Genomic DNA, 21411 nt, shown 5'->3' with positions numbered 1-21411 from the left:
TAATTAGAAGTTTTCTGCCTATTTAACGATGTTCTTGATAAGCATTTGCTTTTGATATTTTTTTTATCAAATCTAGTTCTTCCTGTGTTAGTGGTTGGCTTTTAATCGCTCGAGCATTACTTCTTATTTGTTCTGGACTGCTGGCTCCGGTCACAACTGAAGACACTGTTGGGTGTGCCAAATTATATTGAAGCGCAACTTCTGTAAACGAGCGGTCAGATGCCAGCTTGTCTTTCAGTGCAGGTAACACTTCAAGCAACTCTTCTTGACTATAGTCCTGATACCCTTTTTGAGACACCTTATCTAGCATTTTATCACTTAGCAGCCCTTTTGCGAGAGGACCGCGGGTAACGACGCTGATTCCATGTTCATTCAAAAGTGGCAAGGATTCTTCTTCTGGACGTCGGTCTAAAATACTGTATTGCATCATCACAGAAACAATATCAGACTTCTTTACATATTCACGAATAACATTAGGCCGAATCGATGAAATTCCATAATAGCGAATATAGCCTGCTGACTTTAATTCTTCAAATGCTTCGATTGTTTCATCAATACGATCCTCTATTGTCCCGCCATGGAGCTGGTAAAGATCAATATAATCCGTCCCAAGTCGTTTCAAACTTTGTTTGACTGCTTCCATTATATGCGATTTGGACGGATCCCAAGACCACCCAGTCTGATCGTGCTTCCAACGGTTACCAACTTTTGTGGCAAGAATAACTTGTTCACGAACTTCCTTCAAGGCAGCCCCGACGACTTTTTCATTTTTACCAAAATCATATAAATCTGCTGTATCAAAATAATTGATTCCCTCATCCAATGCGGTCTCAATAATCGCTCTTGCCGCTTTCTCCTCTGTGCCAATCGACATACAGCCTAAACCTAACTCTGTCACCCATAATTCTGAATTTCCTAGTTTTCTTTTTTTCAAAATAAATTCCCCCGTCCTTTCCTATAATTTTACGAGAGTCCGGGAAAGACTACAAATGGAAAGACTATTTTGGTGCGACTTTTTCTACCCATTCAGAAACGGTGGAATAATCTTTATTGTATTCTTTAAGTTTTTGGATAATCTCCCAGCCTTTACCAACAAGCGTAATCCCTTTTTCATGCACGTATACCTTCATCCATACCCCTCCAAATCATGTATGGTAAAATGTATGAGGTGCACATACCGAATTAGAACAGGAGTGGACATAGATGAGTAATCTTACTGAAAAAACAATACATAGTGAAGAAATCTTTTCCGGAAAGGTAATTAGTCTTCACCTCCAAGATGTTGAACTTCCAAATGGAAAACAGTCTAAAAGGGAGATCATCAAACACCCAGGTGCAGTCGCTATTTTGGCGATTACTAATGATGATAAAATTGTAATGGTAGAGCAATTTCGCAAAGCTCTGGAACGGACTATCGTTGAAATACCAGCAGGTAAACTTGAAAAAGGCGAAGAGCCTGCTCTTTGCGCGCGCAGGGAATTAGAAGAAGAGACAGGATATGAATGTGAAAGTCTGGAGCTTCTCGTATCGTTTTATACATCACCTGGTTTTGCTGACGAAATTGTTCATCTGTTTGTTGCGAAAGGATTAACAAAGAAAGAAAATGCAGCTGCACTGGATGAGGATGAGTTTGTAAACCTTGAAGAATTAACACTTGATGAAGCAGTCCGATATATTAAGGAACAAAAAATCTATGATGCCAAAACTGCTTATGCTGTTCAATACTTGCAACTCCAAGAGGTGTTGGCGAAAAAATGAAACGCTTCTATGTAGATTTACATATCCATATCGGTAGAACATGGACGGGAAAGCCAGTAAAAATAACTGGTGCCAAATCATTAACATTTACCAATATTATAGAGCATGCTCGGCATGAAAAAGGGCTGAATATGATTGGAATAATTGATAGTCATTCACCTGAAGTAATCCTTGAAATGGAAAGCCTCGTTTCGAGTGGAGACATGGTTGAACATCCGGATGGCGGCTTGGCATTTGGTAATTTAACAGTCATTCCAGGTTCCGAGTTAGAAATCTATGATGAACAATGCAATGGTCCAATCCATGTGCTTGTGTTTTTTCCTACTATCGCCATCATGAGAGAGTTCTCTAATTGGCTATCTGGTCATCTAAAAAATGTTCAATTGAGTTCGCAGCGGATATATGTATCAGGTTTAGAATTGCAAAGAAAAGTGAAAGAACTTGGCGGATTATTTATTCCTGCTCATGTTTTTACACCATTTAAAAGCCTTTACGGCAAGGGTGTCAATAAATCTTTAACAGAGGTATTCGATCCTGCCTTAATAGATGGGATAGAACTTGGGTTGAGTTCTGATACAAGCATGGCAGATCAAATAAAAGAATTACACGATTATACCTTTGTGACAAATTCGGATGCCCACTCATTGGCGAAGATTGCCCGTGAATATCAGGTTATATTAATGAAGGAACCTTCATTTAAAGAATTGGGAAAGGCATTAAAAAAGGAAGATGGCAGGCAGATTGCCGTAAACTATGGACTTGACCCACTTCTGGGGAAATATCATAAAACAGTCTGTGCTGCCTGTTTGCATCCTGCTGACGAGGATGACCAAATTTGTAGTCAGTGTGGTAACAAAAAGATTATTAAAGGTGTAGCCGACCGTATCCTTGAATTGAAGACAGTTGAGAAAAGCCCAGAAGATCGCCCACCTTATGTCCATCAAGTCCCACTTGAGTTTATCCCAGGATTAGGACCAAAAGTGCTTGATAAGCTCGTTAATCATTTTGGATCTGAAATGGCGATATTGCATGAAGTTCCAGGTGAGGCATTACACGAAGTAGTTCCACCTAAAATTGCAGACATGATTATGAAAGCCAGAGAAGGAAAAGTTACTTTATCAGCTGGCGGCGGTGGAAAATACGGTAAAATTTCAGAATAGCTGAAACCCGACATTAATGTCGGGTTTTTAATATGTTCAATTCTATTAATTTATCGTCATAGAAATACTAGAACCGCATAGAATGTAATAACTTAAACCGAGAATAATAGGAGGAACCGCAGATGAAGAAACGATTGTACCAGTCCGATGCCGCCAGTTATTTCCGTGAGCATTCCTCAATTTTTTTATTTATTGTTATTTTATTTTTAATGGGTGTCATTTTTGGTGCTATTGTCGTAAATAGCATGAGTATTACCCAGAAAGAAGATTTATTTTATTATCTATCACAATTCTTTGGTCAAATTCAAAATGGTAAGGTAGCAGAAAATAATGATTTATTTGCGCAAAGCTTTCTTCATAACAGCAAGTTTATTGGGTTGATTTGGATATTAGGGATATCAATCATTGGACTTCCAGTGATTCTCATTGTCTTATTTATTAAAGGGTTGGTGGTTGGTTTCACTGTGGGTTTCCTAGTAAGTCAATTGGGCATAAAAGGATTTTTGCTTGCATTTGTGTCCATTTTGCCACAAAATTTGATTATCATTCCCGTTTTCATTATGATGGCTACATTGTCCGTTATATTCTCATTGAGAATGATAAAAAAACAATTCTTTAAAAAGTCTGGGCAACCTATTCTTCCATTTTTTAAAAACTATATTTTGACCTTCATTATAGCTGTAGTTCTAATTTCTGCTGCTTCAGGAGTTGAGGCATATGTTTCTCCTTGGCTTATGAAAACGATGATGGTATCGCTTGATTTATAATAATTATTACTTAATAATAAATTTAGTTTCTTGTTTNNACACCTCTTTCTCATCTGTTATAATGAGAATAGCAGCGGCGAGGGAGGGACTTCGGGATGGAAACTAGAATTGAGAGAATTAAAAAACAGTTGCATTCATCAAGCTATAAGCTAACGCCTCAACGAGAAGCAACCGTTCGAGTATTGTTAGAGCATGAAGAGGATCATTTAAGTGCAGAAGATGTATACCTCCTCGTAAAGGAAAAATCGCCTGAAATCGGATTAGCAACGGTATATCGTACACTTGAATTACTAACTGAATTGAAAATTGTTGATAAAATTAACTTTGGTGATGGAGTTTCACGTTATGATCTTCGCCAAGAAGGGGCAGCTCATTTTCATCATCATCTCGTTTGTATTGAATGTGGAGCAGTTGATGAAATTCAAGAAGATCTTCTTGAAGATGTAGAGGCTACAGTCGAACGTAGATGGAATTTTATAATAAAAGACCATCGCCTCACATTTCATGGCATTTGTTATCGTTGCCAGGATAAAGGAAAAGTTGAAGAAAATCCTAAAGAATAATCGAAAGTCCTTTTTGAGTAAAAGGGCTTTTTTTCTTTCTCTTATCTCTTAAATTTATTCTCCTAAAATAAGCGCTCTAGGTATAAAAGTTGGACAATTTGGCATATCTTTAACTAGGCAAACTGTTTGGGGGAAGGTAAATGTTCTCTTTTATTAAAGTAGTACTGCAAACCTTAAAGGTTTTTATTATATTCACTGGATGCACGATACTCTTTTATTATGGTATTATGTGGGTAAATGAGGAGTATCAAAATTATCATCGCTATGATTCACCAGAAGGCACTGCATTAAAAGTTTCTACATTAAATAAAGATGAGAGTCGTGCCTGGTTGGATCGGTTGATTTTGTTTTACTTAAATGGGGAGTAAACGCTATGGATGATTATCTAAAAAAGTTTATGGAATTTTTGACGGTAGAAAAAAGGATGGCATTGAATACGTTGCTTTCATATGAAAGAGATCTGAAAAGCTATCTTCAGTATTTAAAACATGTTGAAGCAGTTGAATCAATAAGTTTGGTACAGCGGGTTCATATTGTCCAATTCTTGTCGTTCTTAAAGGAGCAAGGAAAATCTTCGAAAACAATGGCAAGGCACGTTGCTTCAATTCGTGCTTTTCATCAATTTTTATTACGTGAGCAGATAGCCAAACACGATCCCACTGTCCTTATCGAAACACCTAAGTCAGAAAGATCAATACCTACAGTATTAAGCATAGAGGAAGTAGAAAGACTTTTAGATTTATCCAATGGACAAGGACATTTTGGTTTAAGGGATAAGGCTATGTTAGAGCTTCTTTATGCAACTGGTATTCGGGTAAGTGAACTTATTCAAATCGATATAGAGCATATAAATTTAACAATGGGCTTTGTCCATGTCAGCGGGAAAAATAATAAAGAGCGCATTATCCCGTTTGGAAAAACAGCAGCAGAGGCAATAAAACGTTACATAGAACATGGAAGAATCCATTTTATTGCAAAAAATCATACTTCCGATGCCTTATTCTTAAACCATCAAGGAAAGAGACTATCACGACAAGGCTTTTGGAAAATCTTAAAAAAGCTGGCAAAAGAAGCTGGTATTGAGAATGAATTAACGCCGCACACATTGCGTCATTCATTTGCGACACATCTTTTGGAAAATGGGGCTGACTTAAAGGCAGTTCAAGAAATGCTTGGACATGCTGATATTTCTACTACACAAATATACACCCATGTAACAAAGACAAGGTTGAAGGATGTCTATAGAAAATTCCACCCAAGAGCTTGATAGAATAATAGATTTTTGGGGAGTTGCAAAATGTCGAGAAACTGCCCAATATTTTGGCAGTTTTTTCTTGTATTTCTATTAGAATTTAGTAAAATGAAAGAGGTCAGACTTCTGACATTAAATTCATCATCGTGTTAATAATCCTAATTTAAAAGGGCATTCTATATTTTAAATTACCAAAGATTTTCGATATGAAAAAAGGAGGAAGAATAGGATGGCATTACATACATATAAACGTATATTTTTGGTTGTTATGGACTCAGTAGGAATTGGAGAATCACCTGACGCAGAAAAGTTCGGTGATAAAGGTGCAGATACCCTTGGACATATTGCTGATAGAATGAACGGACTTAACATGCCAAATATGGGTAAACTGGGTTTGAGCAATATTCGTGAAATTAAGGGGATCGAAAAAGCTGAAAAACCATTGGCATATTATACAAAAATGATGGAAGCGTCAAACGGTAAGGACACGATGACAGGTCACTGGGAAATTATGGGGTTGAATATTCAAACACCTTTTCAAGTTTTCCCTGATGGGTTTCCCGATGAACTCCTCTCTGAATTACAGGAACGGACAGGAAGAAAGATTATTGGCAATAAACCTGCTAGTGGAACGGAAATACTCGATGAACTAGGGGAAGAGCATATGAAAACGGGAGCGTTGATTGTTTATACATCAGCTGATTCAGTGCTTCAAATTGCTGCCCATGAAGAAATAATTCCAATAGAAGAGCAATATAAAATTTGTAAAATTGCTCGCGAATTGACCCTTGATGAAAAATACATGGTCGGACGTGTTATTGCTCGTCCATTCATAGGTGAACCAGGTAACTTTAAACGAACAGCCAATCGTCATGACTATGCATTAAAACCTTTTGGCCGAACAGTAATGAGTGAGATGAAAGACGCTGGTTTAGATGTTATTGCAATTGGGAAAATTTCAGACATATACGATGGTGAAGGGGTTACCCAGTCGTTAAGAACCATTTCCAATATGGATGGCATGGATAAACTAGTCCAAACACTTGATATGGACTTTACTGGCATGAGTTTTTTAAATTTAGTTGATTTTGACGCTCTATACGGACATCGCCGCGACCCAGAGGGCTATGGTAAAGCACTAGAAGACTATGATGCCCGCTTACCAGAAGTATTCACAAAGATGAAAGACGACGATTTGTTAATTATTACCGCTGACCATGGAAACGACCCAGTAGCACCAGGCACTGACCACACACGTGAATATGTACCGTTAGTTGTCTATTCTAAGAAAATGCCAGCAGGAAAAGAACTGCCAATCAGAGAAACATTTGCTGATATTGGGGCAACCGTTGCAGAGAACTTCAATGTGAAAATGCCTAACTTCGGAAAAAGCTTTTTAAATGAATTAAATTAAAGGGGAATGAGCGATGAATATCGAAAAAATTCAAAATGCTTCAGGTTTTTTAAAACAGAAATATGCAAAGACACCAAAAATAGGGCTTATTCTAGGTTCTGGTCTTGGTGTTCTAGCAGATGAAATTGAGAACCCTGTCAAAATTCCTTATAACGAGATACCTGAATTTCCAATTTCAACGGTCGAAGGTCATGCGGGCCAACTTGTATTCGGCATTTTAGAGGGAGTAGAAGTGGTAGCGATGCAAGGGCGTTTTCACTTTTATGAAGGGTACGGAATGGACAAAGTAACCTTCCCAGTACGTGTTATGAAAGAATTAGGTGTTGACATATTAATTGTCACGAATGCTGCAGGTGGAGTGAATGAAAGCTTCGAAGCAGGAGACCTAATGATTATTAATGATCATATTAATTTTACAGGTACAAATCCCTTGATAGGTCCGAATGATTCAAAATTTGGCCCGAGATTCCCGGATATGTCAGAAGCTTATACAAAGGATTTAAGGATAACAGCGAAAGAAATTGCTGCCCGTTTAAATATTAATGTAAAAGAAGGAATCTATTTTGGATTTTCAGGTCCGGTTTATGAGACACCGGCTGAAATTAGAATGGTAAGAACACTTGGCGGAGATGCTGTGGGGATGTCAACAGTACCAGAAGTAATTGTTGCTCGGCATAGTGGTTTAAAAGTTCTTGGAATTTCCTGTATTACCAACATGGCTGCAGGGATACTCGACCAGCCTTTATCACATGAAGAAGTAATCGAAACAACAGAAAGAGTAAAAGCGAATTTCCTTTCCTATATAAAAGAAATTGTTAAAACAATTGGAAAATAACCTGCGAAGGTAATCTAAAAAAGTGGTGATATCAATGAGAATGGTAGACTTAATTGAAAAAAAACGGGATGGATTTGAACTAACGGCAGAGGAAATTAAATTTGTTATTAATGGTTATACAGACGGTTCGATTCCAGACTATCAAGTAAGTGCGTTTACGATGGCGGTCTTTTTTCAAGGAATGACGGAAGACGAACGGGCTAATCTAACGATGGCCATGGTCGAATCGGGTGACCAAATTGATTTATCACAAATTGAGGGCATTAAAGTAGATAAGCATTCTACAGGTGGAGTTGGAGATACTACAACGCTTGTCCTTGGACCGCTTGTTGCTGCCTTGGATGTTCCTGTTGCAAAAATGTCTGGGCGTGGATTAGGTCATACTGGCGGAACAATAGATAAATTAGAAGCAGTAAAAGGCTTCCATGTTGAAATAGAGAACGACGAATTTATTGAGTTAGTTAACAAAAACAAGATTGCAGTAATCGGGCAAAGTGGTAATTTAACACCTGCTGATAAAAAGTTATATTCGTTACGAGATGTAACGGCAACAGTAAATAGTATCCCGTTAATTGCAAGCTCGATTATGAGTAAAAAAATTGCTGCTGGTGCTGATGCAATCGTCTTAGATGTAAAAACAGGTGCTGGTGCCTTTATGAAGACAATTGACGACTCACGCGAATTAGCAAAAGCGATGGTAGGTATAGGAAATAATGTTGGCAGAAGAACAATGGCTGTTATTTCAGACATGAGTCAGCCGCTTGGTTTTGCGATCGGGAATGCCCTTGAAGTGAAGGAAGCCATTGATACCTTAAAGGGTGAAGGACCCGAGGACTTAACCGAGCTATGTTTAACTTTAGGAAGTCATATGGTTTACTTGGCTGAAAAAGCAAGTTCTTTAGCAGAAGCGCGGACAATGCTTGAAAATGCTATTAAAGATGGATCTGCTCTTGAAAAATTAAAGGTATTCTTAAGTTCTCAAGGCGGAGATGCGCAGGTTGTGGATGACCCTTCCAAAATGCCTCAGGCTCAATTTGCATTTGAATTAGAAGCAAAGGAAGATGGTTATGTTTCTGAAATCATTGCAGATGAGGTAGGAACTGCTGCAATGATTTTAGGAGCAGGCAGAGCAACGAAAGAATCTGTGATTGACTTGGCAGTTGGACTTGTTCTAAGAAAGAAAATCGGCGATCAAGTGAAAAAAGGTGAATCTTTAGTAACCATTTACAGTAACTTTGAAGATGTAAATGAGGTAAAAGAAAAGCTTTATGAAAATATCATTGTTTCTCCTGAAAAGGTTGAAGCACCAATCTTAATTCATGGGGAAGTAACAGAATAGTTTTTAGAAGTTAAAGTCCGGGAATGTTTCCTGGACTTTTTTATTTTATTAGGCTGTTTTCGTAACAAACGTTGTTAAAATCTTAAAGCCGATTTTAACGTGAAAATATTTATTTTGTGCCTTTGAATATAGTTTGCTAACTCTTTTCTTATTAAATTTCTACTGTTTTCTGCGAAAACACAGCATAATCTTAATTTTTGTCATAAAAAATAAAAACTTTAGAAAAGAGTCTTAATTAATAGGAAAATACTGTATAAAGTTGTTGGATTTGGAAAAAATGGAATCTATATAAAGAATGGAGGGTTATGCGAATGAAACGATATATTTCTTTACTAGTAATAGCCTTGTTAGTAACCGGAGTATGGATTCCGTCCGTTTCCGCAGAGGAAACACCTAGCACTGATATAACTAGTAATGTACGATCAGCGATTTTAATTGAGCGTGATACAGGTCAAATTCTTTATGAGAAAAATAGTAATGAGGAGCTGCCGCCGGCAAGTATGACAAAAATCATGACCATGCTGCTTATTATGGAAGCAATTGACCAAGGAAAACTCAAGTGGGATGAAAGTGTTCGTACAAGTGAGCATGCTGCTTCAATGGGCGGTTCACAAATTTTTCTTGAACCTGGAGAAGAAATGACCGTTAAGCAAATGCTTCAAGGGATTGCCATTGGTTCCGGAAATGATGCTTCAGTAGCGATGGCAGAAAAAATTGCGGGGTCTGAAGAAGCATTTGTTGACATGATGAATAACAAAGTAAAAAAACTTGGTTTAAAGAATACCACTTTTAAAAATACAACAGGTCTTCCTGGAAGTGGTCATTTTAGTTCAGCACACGATATGGCGATTATGGCAAAGGAACTATTAAAATATGAGGAAATCACAAAGTTTACGGGAACCTATGAAGCATATCTTCGAGAAAATACGGATAAGAAATTCTGGCTTGTAAATACAAATAAACTGGTACGTTTTTATCCTGGAGTAGATGGCCTAAAAACAGGCTTTACAGCTGAAGCAAAATATTGTTTAACAGCGACTGCTCAAAAGGATGGGATGCGTGTCATTGCAGTAGTTTTTGGGGCGCCAACCTCCAAGGAAAGAAATGCTCAAGTGACAAAAATGCTAAATTATGCGTTTGCCCAGTATCAAACACACCCTATGTTTAAGAGAAATCAAGTGATTGATGAAGCACACGTTAATAAGGGGAAAGACAAAAAAATTGAGGCTGTAACAAGTGAACCACTTTCGTTACTCACAAAAAAAGGTGAAAAAACTCAAGATGTCAACCGAAAAGTTACACTTGATAAAAATCTCAATGCTCCCATTAACAAAGGAGATAAGGTTGGGACCATTCAATTTGTGAAAGATGGAAAGGTTGTTCTGGAAAGTGAGTTAGTGGCAAACAAAAACGTAAAAGAAGCAACTTGGTGGACCCTTTATAAACGTTCGTTTGGAATGTTCACAAAAGCAGGCAAATAGATCTTGTCTAGCTGCAGCGCCTAGGGGCTCGGGGTCATAAGCCAATCCGTCAAGAAGGTTAAAATGCAACCTTCATGCCGGCTCGTCCTATGCCTGTCGCCCCGAGGAAAAAATGAACTTCTTTTTTCCCTGCCCAAGGCGCTTCCGCTTTTCGTGTCGAATTCCAACTTTTTTTAGCAAATATCAACTAGTTTTGTCTTGATAGAAGGAGATTGCTCTAACGGTAACGAATTGACTCACTATACCAGATGAAGGAGGCTAGGGATAGTGAGTCTTAACATTGAATTGGAAATAAAACATGATGTTTTATGCTTGCGTTTGAGTGGTGAATTAGATCATCATACAGCCGACGAACTACGTGAACAAGCTGCAAATGCAATAGAAAAAAATGATATTCGTCATATAGTTTTAAATTTAGAACAGCTTTCTTTTATGGATAGTTCGGGATTAGGTGTCATTATAGGGCGGTATAAGCAAATAAAGCAGGTGCATGGTGAAATGATTGTTTGTGCGATTTCCCCTGCAATACAGCGATTATTCGATATGTCGGGGATGTTTAAAATCATCAAGCTAGAGCCGACAGAAGAGTTTGCATTGCAAAGATTGGGGGTGGCCTGATATGAAGAATCAAATGAATCTTCAATTCAGTGCTTTAAGTCAAAATGAATCATTTGCCCGTGTCACGGTTGCAGCCTTTATTGCACAGCTTGACCCTACAATGGATGAGCTGACTGAAATCAAAACGGTTGTTTCAGAGGCAGTAACGAACTCCATTATTCATGGGTATGAAAATGACCCAGATGGAATTGTCTATATCCAGGTATCAATCGAAGAAAATATGGTAGATATTTCGATTAAAGATGTTGGATTAGGAATTGTAGATGTGGAAGAAGCTCGACAGCCATTATTTACAACGAAACCAGATTTAGAGAGATCTGGGATGGGATTCACTATCATGGAAAATTTCATGGATGAGGTTGAGGTTCTCACACAGCCAGGTAAAGGAACCGAAGTAAGACTAAAAAAGCATTTACACACAAGCAAAATGCTATGCAATTAAGGAGACTTGCCAATGGATGTGGAGGTCAAAAAAGATAAAGCGCAAACGTATTTAAAGGACCATGAAGTGAAAGAACTTATTAAAAAAAGCCAAGACGGAGACCAAGCAGCAAGAGACCTAATTGCTGAAAAAAATATGCGTCTTGTTTGGTCCGTCGTCCAGCGGTTTCTAAACAGGGGATATGATCCTGATGATCTTTTTCAAATTGGATGTATCGGATTGCTGAAATCTGTTGATAAGTTTGATCTTTCCTATGATGTGAAATTTTCTACCTATGCGGTACCAATGATTATTGGTGAAATACAAAGGTTTATCCGTGATGATGGAACGGTTAAGGTCAGCCGTTCATTAAAGGAAATGGGTAATAAAATTAGAAAAGCGAAGGATGAATTATCAAAAACTTTTGGAAGGATTCCAACTGTTAATGAGATTTCAGAGCATCTTCAGCTTTCACCAGAAGATGTTATACTAGCTCAAGATGCAAGTAGAACACCTTCTTCCATTCACGAAACGGTTTATGAAAATGATGGAGACCCTATTACATTATTAGATCAAATTGATGATGGAAATGAAGGCAAATGGTTTGATAAGATTGCTTTAAAAGAAGCAATCCGTGAATTGGATGAACGTGAGCGACTAATTGTTTATTTGCGTTATTATAAGGATCAAACTCAATCAGAAGTTGCAGTGAGGCTGGGAATATCACAGGTCCAAGTTTCAAGACTTGAGAAAAAAATACTATCTCAAATGAAAGACCGTATGGATCTCTGATCCAAACGGTCTTTTTTTAGTAAGGCTGTTTTCATAACGATTGTTGTTAAAGTCTTAAAGCCGACTTTAACGTGGCAATAGTATTTTTACGCCTTTGAATTTAGTTTACAAGCTCTTTTCTTATTGAATTTATGCTGTTTTCTGCTAATACACAGAACAAATAATAATTTTTTTACCTAAAAGCAACAAAGTCTAAGAAAAGAGCCTTTAGTAAAAATAAAAAAATAGCTCATACTATTTATACAAAGAATTTATTGTGTGGGGAGTGAATGTTTTGGAAAAAACAGTCTACATCCGCATGCGGAATCGTGTTCTGGCAAAACCGGAAGAAAGTATCTATTTAATGGATATTGCCCAGATTATTGCTCCAGACTCAATCGTCCCTGAATTGAAAAAAATGAAGGTTCATCAAATAACGGATAGGGACAAAAATATTATCATCATTGATGTGATGAAGATAATTAAATTGATATCGAGTTTAATCGAGGACGCAGAAGTCCAAACGATTGGACCAGCGCAAACCATTGTAGAAGTGATGTTAAAGAAAAAACAAATGTCGATTCCTTTATTTATTTTAATTTGGTTTTTATTATTTTTTGGTTCGGCAATGGCCATTATGAATTTTCATGACGATGTCAGTATGCGGAGTGTTCAGGAAAAGTTATATAGAATTATTACTGGTGTGGAAGATACAAAACCCTGGATATTTCAAATTCCCTATTCCATTGGCTTGGGATTAGGAATGATTTTATTTTTCAATCATGTATTTCAAAAAAGGATTAATGAAGAACCGAGTCCACTGGAAGTCGAGATGTTTAACTACCAATTGGACTTGGATAATTATGTCATTATTCATGAAAATAAGGAAAGTATGAAACGTGCCAATGACGATTAAAGTAATTACCGTTATGTTTATAGGGCTTGCAGGTGGATTAGCCGTTGGTTCAGGTTTTGTAGCATTCCTAACCGTTCTAGGTATCATCCCTAGACTAACTCAGTTGACTAAAACGATGAAAATGATCCGGCATTATGAATGGGCCGTTATTATGGGTGCGTTGACAGGTATAGCGGGGAGTCTAAGAGATCCGATTTTAGGAATTTCCCCCTATTTTATGCTGCCTCTTGGTTTAACCGGGGGTGTCTTTGTTGGAATGTTAGCTGCAGGACTGTCAGAGGCATTAAACGTGTTTCCTGTTCTAGCTAAAAGATTAGGGATTGATGGGAAAATAATTATCCTAATTATGGCCATTGTCTTAGGGAAAATTGTTGGGTCTATATTTCAATGGGTCTTTTTTGTTCATCTTTAAAAACTTTGAGAAATGTCTAGCATAAGCACCTAGGCGCTTATGCTTTTCGGTGAAAGGACATTCCATAATGAGTATTCGCAGGCGGGTTATATTAATTACTGATGGTGATGAGTATGCAAAGAGGGCAATCGAACATGTCGCCCGTGATGTAGGAGGGCAATGTATTACTCAGTCTCAAGGGAACCCCTCCGTCCTTACAGGGGCGGAGCTTGTAAAATTGATTATTAAGGCTGAAAAAGAGCCAGTATTAATAATGTTTGATGACAGTGGACTTGTGGGTGAAGGTGCAGGCGAAAAGGCATTAAAATATGTCGCCACCCATAAGGATGTCGAAGTTCTAGGCATTATTGCGGTGGCAGCCAAAACCCATCAGGCAGAGTGGACAAGAATTGATGTAAGTATCGATCGTGATGGTGAATTGACGCCTTATGGTGTCGACAAACACGGCATTCCTGAACTTGAGATAGGTCGATTAAATGGAGATACCGTATACTGCCTCGATGAATTAGATGTTCCAATCATTGTTGGAATCGGAGATGTGGGCAAAATGGCACGTCGTGACCATTATGAACGTGGGGCACCTATTACAAAAAAAGCGGTTGAGCTAATTCTCGAAAGGAGTGGATTTCGTGACGAGAGAGAACGAACAAGTATGGCCGATACCTGAGTCGCTTCAAGAAATAGAACATTACATGAAACAACGTGTTGGCTTAGGAGTAAGTTTTGACTTTGGTGTTCGTAAATTTAAAATTTTGAAAAAAGAAGTTCACTTTTACTACGTAACTGGTTTATGTGATACAAGTTTTATTATTGAATTAGTTGAAGGACTTGTAGCAATTAATGAACACGAAAAACCGTCCGCAGATCTATTTAAAGTGGTTGAAAACCGTCTTGTTAATCAATCGGTCAGCCCAGTAAAAACACTCGACAAAATGGTAACACTAGTTTTATCTGGATTAATTGTCGTCGTAGTTGAGGGAGCGGATACGGCACTAGCCGTTGATGTAAGGAATTACCCTGGCAGAACACCGCAAGAGCCGGATACAGAGAAAGTGGTTAGAGGTTCCCGAGATGGCTTTGTTGAAAACATTGTTATTAATACTGCATTAACAAGGAGAAGAATAAGAGATGAACGGCTTCGTTTCGAGATTCTCCAAGTTGGTGAACGTTCAAAAACAGATGTAGCAATTGGATACTTAGAAGACGTAGCAGACCCGGACCTAGTAAATATTATTAGGAAAGAGCTTAAGGCTATTAAAGTTGATGGAATCCCAATGGCCGATAAAACGATTGAGGAGTTTATTTTAAAACAAGGTTTTAATCCATATCCATTAGTAAGGTATACAGAGCGTGCAGACATAGCTTCAGCACATATACTAGAAGGACATGTCATTATATATGTTGATACGTCACCAAGTGTAATCATCACACCAACTACATATTTTCATCATGTCCAGCATGCAGAAGAGTTTCGTGAAGCACCGGTAATGGGCACTTTCGTACGTTGGTCTAGGTTTTTAGGTATTTTGACATCGATATTCTTACTTCCTTTATGGCTATTGTTTGTTTTAGAACCGTCATTACTTCCAGATAGGCTTTCGTTTATCGGACCCAATGAACAAACCAATATTCCAATCGTGATCCAGATTCTATTAGCAGATTTCGGACTGGAATTTTTAAAAATAGCAGCAATACATACTCCTACACCATTATCAACGGCCATGGGTTTGATTGCAGCAGTGTTGATTGGTCAAATTGCAATTGAAGTTGGATTATTTGTTCATGAAGTAATTCTGTATGTTGCAATATCTGGTATTGGTACATTTACCACACCAAGCTATGAGTTAAGTGTTGCAAACAAAATTGGTAGAATAACCCTGCTCATTCTCGTATCCTTGTTCCATACACCAGGATTTGTCATTGGCGGTACCTTGCTGTTTATTCATTTAGTTGCGACAAGGACATTTAATACTCCGTACTTTTGGCCGTTTCTACCTTTTGAGCCAAAAGGATTCTTACAAATTGTTTTCCGCAGGGCAATTCCTGGGTCAATCCTGCGTCCAAGTATTGTCCATCCGAGGAACCGATACCGCCAGCCGCCTAATGAAGAATAATTTATTGCGGAAACCAAAAGGTTATGCTAAAGTATTTTTAATTATAAAAAAAGGATAATTAGCTATAAAAAATAGGCAGTATCCTTTATGGATTCTGCCTATTTATTTTATTACTTTTTCACGGTTTGAACATATACTAATAAGTGGATTTACGAAAGTGAGGGAAGGGAATGTACTTTTACGGAACAACAAGTGTAAACGTTAAGGGGAATTTGGAAATAGGCGGAGTAGATGCAGTAAAACTGGCCGAACAATTTGGTACTCCTCTTTATGTTTATGACGTATCATTGATGAGAGATAGGGCACGAGGATTTAAAAGAACCTTCGATGAGCAAAATGTGAAAGCGCAAGTTGCATATGCTAGCAAGGCATTCTCTACAATCGCTATGCTCCAGCTTGCAGAAGAGGAAGGTTTATCGTTGGATGTAGTATCCGGTGGAGAGTTATACACAGCCATTGCTGCAGGTTTTCCAGCAGAAAAAATTCATTTTCATGGCAACAATAAAAGCAGAGAAGAACTAGAGATGGCGCTAGATAATAAAATTGGCTGTATTGTAGTCGATAATTTTTATGAATTAGAACTTTTAAAAACGATTTGTCTTGAAAAAAATGAGTCCATAAGCATTCTACTCCGGGTTACACCTGGAATTGAAGCCCATACACATGATTATATCTTAACTGGCCAGGAAGATTCCAAGTTTGGTTTTGATTTACAAAATGGACAAGCGGAGGAAGCATTAGTGACCGCGCTTCGTTGTAATTACTTTAATGTTTTAGGGTTACACTGTCATATTGGTTCACAAATTTTTGAAACAACGGGTTTTTTACTTGCTGCTGAAAAAATTGTTGGCAAAATGAATCAATGGAAACATAATCATCAATTTGCAGCAAAAGTATTGAATCTTGGCGGCGGTTTCGGAATTCGCTATACAAGCGAAGATGAGCCATTAATGCCTTCACAATATGTTAGTGAAATTATTAATCAAGTTAAGAGTTTAATTCAGCAATATTCCCTGGAAATGCCAGAAATTTGGATAGAACCAGGACGATCACTTGTAGGTGACGCTGGTACAACACTTTATAAAATTGGATCATCTAAAGAAGTTCCTGGAGTTAGGAAATATTTGGCTGTTGATGGTGGTATGAGTGACAATATTAGACCTGCTCTCTACCAAGCAAAGTATGAGGCAGTCCTTGCGAACAGACCATTAGCGAAAAGCACGAACAAGGTTTCAATAGCGGGTAAATGCTGTGAATCCGGGGACATGCTTATTTGGGACTTGCCACTCCCAGAAACAGAATCTGATGACCTCCTCGCTGTTTTTTGTACAGGAGCATATGGATATTCGATGGCGAATAATTATAATCGAATACCACGTCCGGCAGTCGTGTTTGTTGAAAGCGGAAAAGCTACCCTCGTTGTTAAAAGAGAAACGTATGAAGATCTCCTTAGGTTAGATCTTCCATTAAAATAATCATACTGCTGCGAATGCGGCAGTTTACTATTTTATTGAGAATGGATTATTTTTTATATTTAGTGTAGAATGACAACATATACGCTATCTTCAAATTGTATTTGGAGGTTTATTTGTGAAGAAAAGTAATTGGTCTGTGTTTAGTTTCCTTTTGGGAATTGCGCTAATTTGGGGAATTATTTATTGGGTTTTTATTGTACCAAAATAATAATATTATTGGGATTGATAGATAAACCTTTATTATGTATGATTGACAATAATGAAACACTTTACGAATTTGGCTACATATTATAGAGAAAAATGTTTATTTTTGAGTTTGTTGGAAAAAATACTATCTGCGAACTGGGTTTATTTAATATAATGAGGGAGCTATTATGTTAATTCGTTATAAGAAAACTTTTGAAAAAATAGCCATGGGCTTATTGTCCTTTATGCCTACTGAAAAGGACTTAAAGAAACTCCAATTAACCATTAAGGAGTACGAATCGGAAGAGAACTTACAACTCTTTCTTTGGAAGGAAGAAGATATTATCGGTCTTATTGGTGTTCAAATCAACGACGATATATCTTCACTACTGATTCAACATATTTCAGTCAATCCGTCACATCGTCATCAAGGTGTAGGGAAAAAAATGGTTAAATCTTTGAAGGATATGTATCCTGATAGACAAATAACAGCAAATGACACCACTGCACCGTTTGTTGAAAAGTGTGATTTTTGCTAACAGTTAAGAGGCAACGATTCTTTATTATTCGTTGCCTTTTCTATTTTTTTGGGCTTCAAGCCGTTCTTCGATAATGAAGGTTCTGTCACGTAATTTATGTCGATGCACAATCAATTCATCCACTAAGTTACTCTCTTGTCCCCAGATAAATCCTTTTTCTTTACATTCCTTAGTACAGGCATCTATGAGAACTGGGTCCGTTACCGGTAAATTAATGCTCTGATAGCTTTCCTCATTATTGATCTGAGAGAGAAGCTTAGTCAGTTTAGAAAATAGCTTATCTGCATCCAAACCCTGTATGACTCGTTCACAATCCTGTAAGGACAAGATTTTTATTGCTTTTTCCAGTGTTCGTTTGGCACCGTTAAAATTTCCTCTCCGATGATGATATCTTGATACTGCCAAAAGAATAAAGCCAACCCAGATAGAATCTTTTTTTCTTTCGTTCGATTCCTTCCAATACTCTTCTAAAATTTCATGGCATTCAAAATAATCACGATTGCCATTAAAATGGATTAAAAATTGAATATACGCCTCCGGGTACAAAAAATCACCCCTAATTCATAAGATATGTACAGTTTAGCATATAAACGCGATTTGTTCAGATTATCCACATGAAAAAAGCCCGCCATCAAAGACGGACTTCATTTTGCTTAGGCCTTTACCTTAAAACCAAGAAGCACCAACGATAACCAAGAGAATGAATAGAACCACGATTAATGCAAAACCGCCACCAAAACCGTAACCACCATCAGACATGTTCAAAAACCTCCTATACTCGTTTTGTTATTCTTTTCACTCTCATCATATGTAGGGGTCTTGTCCAATGTTATGGGCCAACATAACATTTTCAATAGGATAAGAATGAATTTTTTATTGGATAACCTAAATTAATCCTCTATACTAATAAGAGGCATGATTAAGAATAAAACTACTTCAAGGATTCTGGTGAAAGATGATACACTATAATGTAAAAATTGATGCGTTTGAAGGTCCATTGGATTTACTGCTTCATTTAATAAATCGACTTGAAATTGATATATATGATATTCCTGTTGCCCAAATTACCGAGCAATACTTAATCTATATAAAAACAATGACCGTACTCAAATTAGATATTGCCAGCGAGTTTTTAGTAATGGCAGCAAGCCTTTTAGCGATTAAAAGTAAAATGTTACTTCCAAAGCATGAGGAGGAATTGGATGAGTTTGATTCGGAAATGGGTTATGAAGAAGATCCAAGAGACGAACTTGTTGAAAGATTAATTGAATATCGAAAATACAAAGAGGCTGCACATGACTTAAAGTCACTTGAGGAAGAACGAGGATTAATGTTTACGAAACCTCCAAGTGATCTTTCGGATCTTGCAAAGGAAAAACATCCGGAAAGAACAGAATTAAATGTCACACTATACGATATGTTGGCAGCTTTTCAGAAACTTTTACGAAGAAAAAGGCTGCAACGCCCTATGTCCACAAAGATTGCTAGACAAGAAATATCGATTGAAGTAAGAATGTCAGAAATTATGAATGAATTAAAGGATATAACAGGTCGCAGAAACTTTAATGACCTCTTTTCAATAGCTACAAAGGACCATATTGTGGTAACGTTTTTGGCTGTATTAGAATTAATCAAAAGAAAAGAAATTGATGTTGAACAACAAGAGAATTTTGGTGATATCTTTGTTCATGCAGTTAAGGAAGGAGAACAAGGACTTGGATATAATTAATTGGCAAAGCATCTTGGAGAGTCTTTTATTCGCAGCAGGTGATGAGGGACTAACGATAAAACACGTAGCAGAAGTTCTAGAGGTAGAGGAATTAAAAGCTGGCGAGATTATTGAAGAATTGAAAAGGGTATATGAAACAGACACCAATCGTGGAATTATGATTGTCCAGCTGGCTGGTACATATCAGCTGGCAACAAAAAAAGAAAATGCAACCTATTTAAAAAGACTTGTAGACTCGCCTAATACTTCTACTCTGTCACAGGCAGCTCTGGAGACATTGGCTATTATTGCTTATAATCAGCCGATTACACGAGTTGAAATTGAAGAAATACGTGGAGTGAAAACAGAAAGACCATTACATACCTTAATGTCTAAAGCACTTATTAAAGAAGTGGGAAGGGCTGAAGGGCCAGGAAGAGCTTACCTGTATGGCACCACAAAGGAATTTCTAGATTATTTTGGTTTAAAAAATATTGAAGAACTGCCAGCGCTTCCTGATCGAGTCGAGGAAGAATTCGTGCAGGAGGAAGCGGATCTATTCTTTGAAAAGTTTCAAGAGAAGATGCATTCGTAAAAACAAAACAAGTTCCATTAGTTGTGATAAAATAAAAGTAATTTTAAAAGGAATTCAGAAGATTCAACTTTTTAATTTATGGCAAAAGGGGATTGATGTAATTGTTCATAAAAGAATGTATAGGGTACGAATTAGAAAAGGAAAAATCAAATACTTCAGAAGACTTTTTTAATAGAAGTGAGGTAACATTTATTGAAAATTCTGTAGAAAAGACTCTACATGTATTATATGTGAGATACTTTGAAGAATTTTTCCAAGAATTCACTCCTTATCAGCAAAACCCAATTTTGATTAGCGATGACATCCAAGTTACTTTTAAAGATATTGTTGCCTTGGTGTGTTTAATAAAGAACCCTGGTTTGCGTAATCGAAAGCGGTTATATATTAATTCAAAACATGAATTTTCTTCTTATTTCCAAGACATTGATTTTGAAAAGCTGCCTGAAATAGTGCTTTCTGTTAAGCAAAATAATAAATTTGAACTCCGTTCTCCGCTTGATTACATTAAGCAGCCGAAGTAGGAAGGGTAAAAAGAATTCAAAGGGGTGCAAGGATGGGAAATTCATTAGTTAGATCACAGCTAAAAGATGTTGGTGGATTTTTAACTTCAACAATTAATACATTAGAAACGTATTTAAATGAGACAACTATTTCACAAATGGAACAACAGTTGTCAGGAGATGAAGACTATTATAAATTAGTGCTATCAAATATAAGAAAACTACTTGTGTATTGCGAAGAAAGTTTGGATTCATGTTCTGTCATTTTACAAAGCGAGCCATTTCAGAAAGCTGCTGCTGAAAAAACCCTTTATCGAATTTTTCATCAGTGCATTGAAGAATTTTTCTCACCTAAAAATGATGCATGGTTTGAGGATAGCCGGTCTGCCTATACTGGAAGGAACTCAATTAAATTTTTTAAAAACGTACCTGAAAGTGTTCAGCAATTAGTTAAAGGGCTCGAGGGTGAATTCCAAAGAGTAAGAGAAGAACTTGAATACTACGAAACAGATTACCGTACAAAGATGATTCAGTCCAAATAATGGTCCTAGAGAAACTGTCCTTTCGGGCAGTTTTTTGTTGTTCAT

The 21411-nt window shown here is 37.2% G+C and carries 27 protein-coding genes; 23 read left to right on the top strand and 4 right to left on the bottom strand.

What is annotated here, in order from left to right:
- Positions 1 to 22: 22 nt before the first annotated feature.
- A complete protein-coding gene (locus V7124_RS05350) occupies positions 23 to 934 on the bottom strand; it encodes an aldo/keto reductase (RefSeq protein WP_335418474.1) in 912 nt (303 codons plus the stop codon).
- 64 nt (positions 935 to 998) lie between these two features.
- Positions 999 to 1130, bottom strand: coding sequence for a Z-ring formation inhibitor MciZ (mciZ, locus tag V7124_RS05345; protein WP_335418478.1), 132 nt, complete (start codon positions 1128 to 1130; stop codon positions 999 to 1001).
- 73 nt (positions 1131 to 1203) lie between these two features.
- Here mciZ and V7124_RS05340 point away from each other — a divergent pair, with 73 nt between their 5' ends.
- The 19 genes from V7124_RS05340 (at position 1204) to V7124_RS05250 (ending at position 18021) form a co-directional block, all read left to right on the top strand.
- Positions 1204 to 1758, top strand: a complete 555-nt coding sequence (locus V7124_RS05340; RefSeq protein ID WP_335418481.1) for an NUDIX hydrolase — start codon at positions 1204 to 1206, stop codon at positions 1756 to 1758.
- A complete protein-coding gene (locus V7124_RS05335; RefSeq protein WP_335486871.1) occupies positions 1755 to 2918 on the top strand; it encodes an endonuclease Q family protein in 1164 nt (387 codons plus the stop codon). Before V7124_RS05340 ends, V7124_RS05335 begins: the two co-directional genes overlap by 4 nt.
- 122 nt (positions 2919 to 3040) lie before the next feature.
- Entirely contained in the window at positions 3041 to 3685 is a 645-nt protein-coding gene (gene spoIIM, locus V7124_RS05330; RefSeq protein ID WP_335486868.1) for a stage II sporulation protein M, read from the top strand.
- 95 nt (positions 3686 to 3780) lie between these two features.
- Positions 3781 to 4248: a ferric iron uptake transcriptional regulator gene (gene fur, locus V7124_RS05325; protein ID WP_335409752.1), complete on the top strand. Its 468-nt coding sequence runs from the start codon at positions 3781 to 3783 to the stop codon at positions 4246 to 4248.
- Between the two features lie 140 nt (positions 4249 to 4388).
- Complete coding sequence (locus V7124_RS05320) at positions 4389 to 4616, top strand: YqzK family protein (RefSeq protein ID WP_335409754.1); 228 nt, start codon at positions 4389 to 4391, stop codon at positions 4614 to 4616.
- 5 nt (positions 4617 to 4621) lie between these two features.
- On the top strand, positions 4622 to 5515 hold the full coding sequence (gene xerD, locus V7124_RS05315) for a site-specific tyrosine recombinase XerD (RefSeq protein ID WP_335409755.1): 894 nt from the start codon (positions 4622 to 4624) through the stop codon (positions 5513 to 5515).
- A gap of 214 nt (positions 5516 to 5729) precedes the next feature.
- Positions 5730 to 6914 (top strand): phosphopentomutase, encoded by a 1185-nt coding sequence (deoB, locus tag V7124_RS05310; protein WP_335486865.1) that lies wholly within the window; start codon positions 5730 to 5732, stop codon positions 6912 to 6914.
- Between the two features lie 13 nt (positions 6915 to 6927).
- Positions 6928 to 7749 (top strand): purine-nucleoside phosphorylase, encoded by an 822-nt coding sequence (locus V7124_RS05305; protein ID WP_335409760.1) that lies wholly within the window; start codon positions 6928 to 6930, stop codon positions 7747 to 7749.
- Between the two features lie 34 nt (positions 7750 to 7783).
- A complete protein-coding gene (locus V7124_RS05300) occupies positions 7784 to 9088 on the top strand; it encodes a pyrimidine-nucleoside phosphorylase (RefSeq protein ID WP_335409762.1) in 1305 nt (434 codons plus the stop codon).
- Between the two features lie 311 nt (positions 9089 to 9399).
- Positions 9400 to 10569, top strand: coding sequence for a D-alanyl-D-alanine carboxypeptidase family protein (locus V7124_RS05295; protein ID WP_335486862.1), 1170 nt, complete (start codon positions 9400 to 9402; stop codon positions 10567 to 10569).
- 267 nt (positions 10570 to 10836) lie between these two features.
- Positions 10837 to 11187 (top strand): anti-sigma F factor antagonist, encoded by a 351-nt coding sequence (gene spoIIAA, locus V7124_RS05290; protein WP_335409764.1) that lies wholly within the window; start codon positions 10837 to 10839, stop codon positions 11185 to 11187.
- Between the two features lies 1 nt (position 11188).
- Complete coding sequence (gene spoIIAB, locus V7124_RS05285) at positions 11189 to 11629, top strand: anti-sigma F factor (protein WP_335409765.1); 441 nt, start codon at positions 11189 to 11191, stop codon at positions 11627 to 11629.
- 12 nt (positions 11630 to 11641) lie between these two features.
- Positions 11642 to 12400 carry an RNA polymerase sporulation sigma factor SigF gene (gene sigF / locus V7124_RS05280; protein ID WP_335409766.1) on the top strand — a complete coding sequence of 253 codons (759 nt, stop codon included), beginning with the start codon at positions 11642 to 11644 and terminating at the stop codon, positions 12398 to 12400.
- Between the two features lie 274 nt (positions 12401 to 12674).
- Entirely contained in the window at positions 12675 to 13295 is a 621-nt protein-coding gene (locus tag V7124_RS05275; RefSeq protein WP_335409082.1) for a stage V sporulation protein AA, read from the top strand.
- Complete coding sequence (locus V7124_RS05270) at positions 13285 to 13707, top strand: stage V sporulation protein AB (protein ID WP_335486859.1); 423 nt, start codon at positions 13285 to 13287, stop codon at positions 13705 to 13707. Before V7124_RS05275 ends, V7124_RS05270 begins: the two co-directional genes overlap by 11 nt.
- A gap of 67 nt (positions 13708 to 13774) precedes the next feature.
- A complete protein-coding gene (locus tag V7124_RS05265) occupies positions 13775 to 14374 on the top strand; it encodes a stage V sporulation protein AE (RefSeq protein ID WP_335409085.1) in 600 nt (199 codons plus the stop codon).
- Complete coding sequence (locus tag V7124_RS05260; protein WP_335409087.1) at positions 14337 to 15821, top strand: spore germination protein; 1485 nt, start codon at positions 14337 to 14339, stop codon at positions 15819 to 15821. Before V7124_RS05265 ends, V7124_RS05260 begins: the two co-directional genes overlap by 38 nt.
- Before the next feature lie 170 nt (positions 15822 to 15991).
- Complete coding sequence (gene lysA / locus V7124_RS05255) at positions 15992 to 17296, top strand: diaminopimelate decarboxylase (protein WP_335486856.1); 1305 nt, start codon at positions 15992 to 15994, stop codon at positions 17294 to 17296.
- 374 nt (positions 17297 to 17670) lie between these two features.
- Positions 17671 to 18021 (top strand): GNAT family N-acetyltransferase, encoded by a 351-nt coding sequence (locus tag V7124_RS05250; RefSeq protein WP_335409092.1) that lies wholly within the window; start codon positions 17671 to 17673, stop codon positions 18019 to 18021.
- A 24-nt stretch (positions 18022 to 18045) separates the two neighbouring features.
- Here the strand turns inward: V7124_RS05250 and V7124_RS05245 are convergent, their stop codons facing one another.
- Positions 18046 to 18567 carry a DUF309 domain-containing protein gene (locus V7124_RS05245; RefSeq protein WP_335486853.1) on the bottom strand — a complete coding sequence of 174 codons (522 nt, stop codon included), beginning with the start codon at positions 18565 to 18567 and terminating at the stop codon, positions 18046 to 18048.
- Positions 18568 to 18687: 120 nt separating this feature from the next.
- Positions 18688 to 18780 (bottom strand): YjcZ family sporulation protein, encoded by a 93-nt coding sequence (locus V7124_RS05240; protein WP_335409098.1) that lies wholly within the window; start codon positions 18778 to 18780, stop codon positions 18688 to 18690.
- Between the two features lie 196 nt (positions 18781 to 18976).
- Here V7124_RS05240 and V7124_RS05235 point away from each other — a divergent pair, with 196 nt between their 5' ends.
- The 4 genes from V7124_RS05235 (at position 18977) to V7124_RS05220 (ending at position 21366) form a co-directional block, all read left to right on the top strand.
- Positions 18977 to 19750: a segregation/condensation protein A gene (locus tag V7124_RS05235; RefSeq protein ID WP_335409100.1), complete on the top strand. Its 774-nt coding sequence runs from the start codon at positions 18977 to 18979 to the stop codon at positions 19748 to 19750.
- Entirely contained in the window at positions 19737 to 20324 is a 588-nt protein-coding gene (gene scpB, locus V7124_RS05230) for an SMC-Scp complex subunit ScpB (RefSeq protein ID WP_335409102.1), read from the top strand. The genes V7124_RS05235 and scpB overlap by 14 nt, the downstream gene beginning before the upstream one ends.
- A gap of 101 nt (positions 20325 to 20425) precedes the next feature.
- Complete coding sequence (locus V7124_RS05225) at positions 20426 to 20845, top strand: hypothetical protein (protein WP_335409106.1); 420 nt, start codon at positions 20426 to 20428, stop codon at positions 20843 to 20845.
- A 32-nt stretch (positions 20846 to 20877) separates the two neighbouring features.
- Complete coding sequence (locus V7124_RS05220; RefSeq protein ID WP_335409108.1) at positions 20878 to 21366, top strand: YpuI family protein; 489 nt, start codon at positions 20878 to 20880, stop codon at positions 21364 to 21366.
- The last annotated feature ends 45 nt before the right edge of the window (positions 21367 to 21411 follow it).

Source organism: Neobacillus niacini (genome assembly GCF_036961885.1).
GTDB classification, from domain to species: domain Bacteria; phylum Bacillota; class Bacilli; order Bacillales; family Cytobacillaceae; genus Neobacillus; species Neobacillus niacini_H.
Note: the sequence above shows the minus strand (reverse complement) of the source record. Positions and strands in the feature narration are given on the sequence as shown.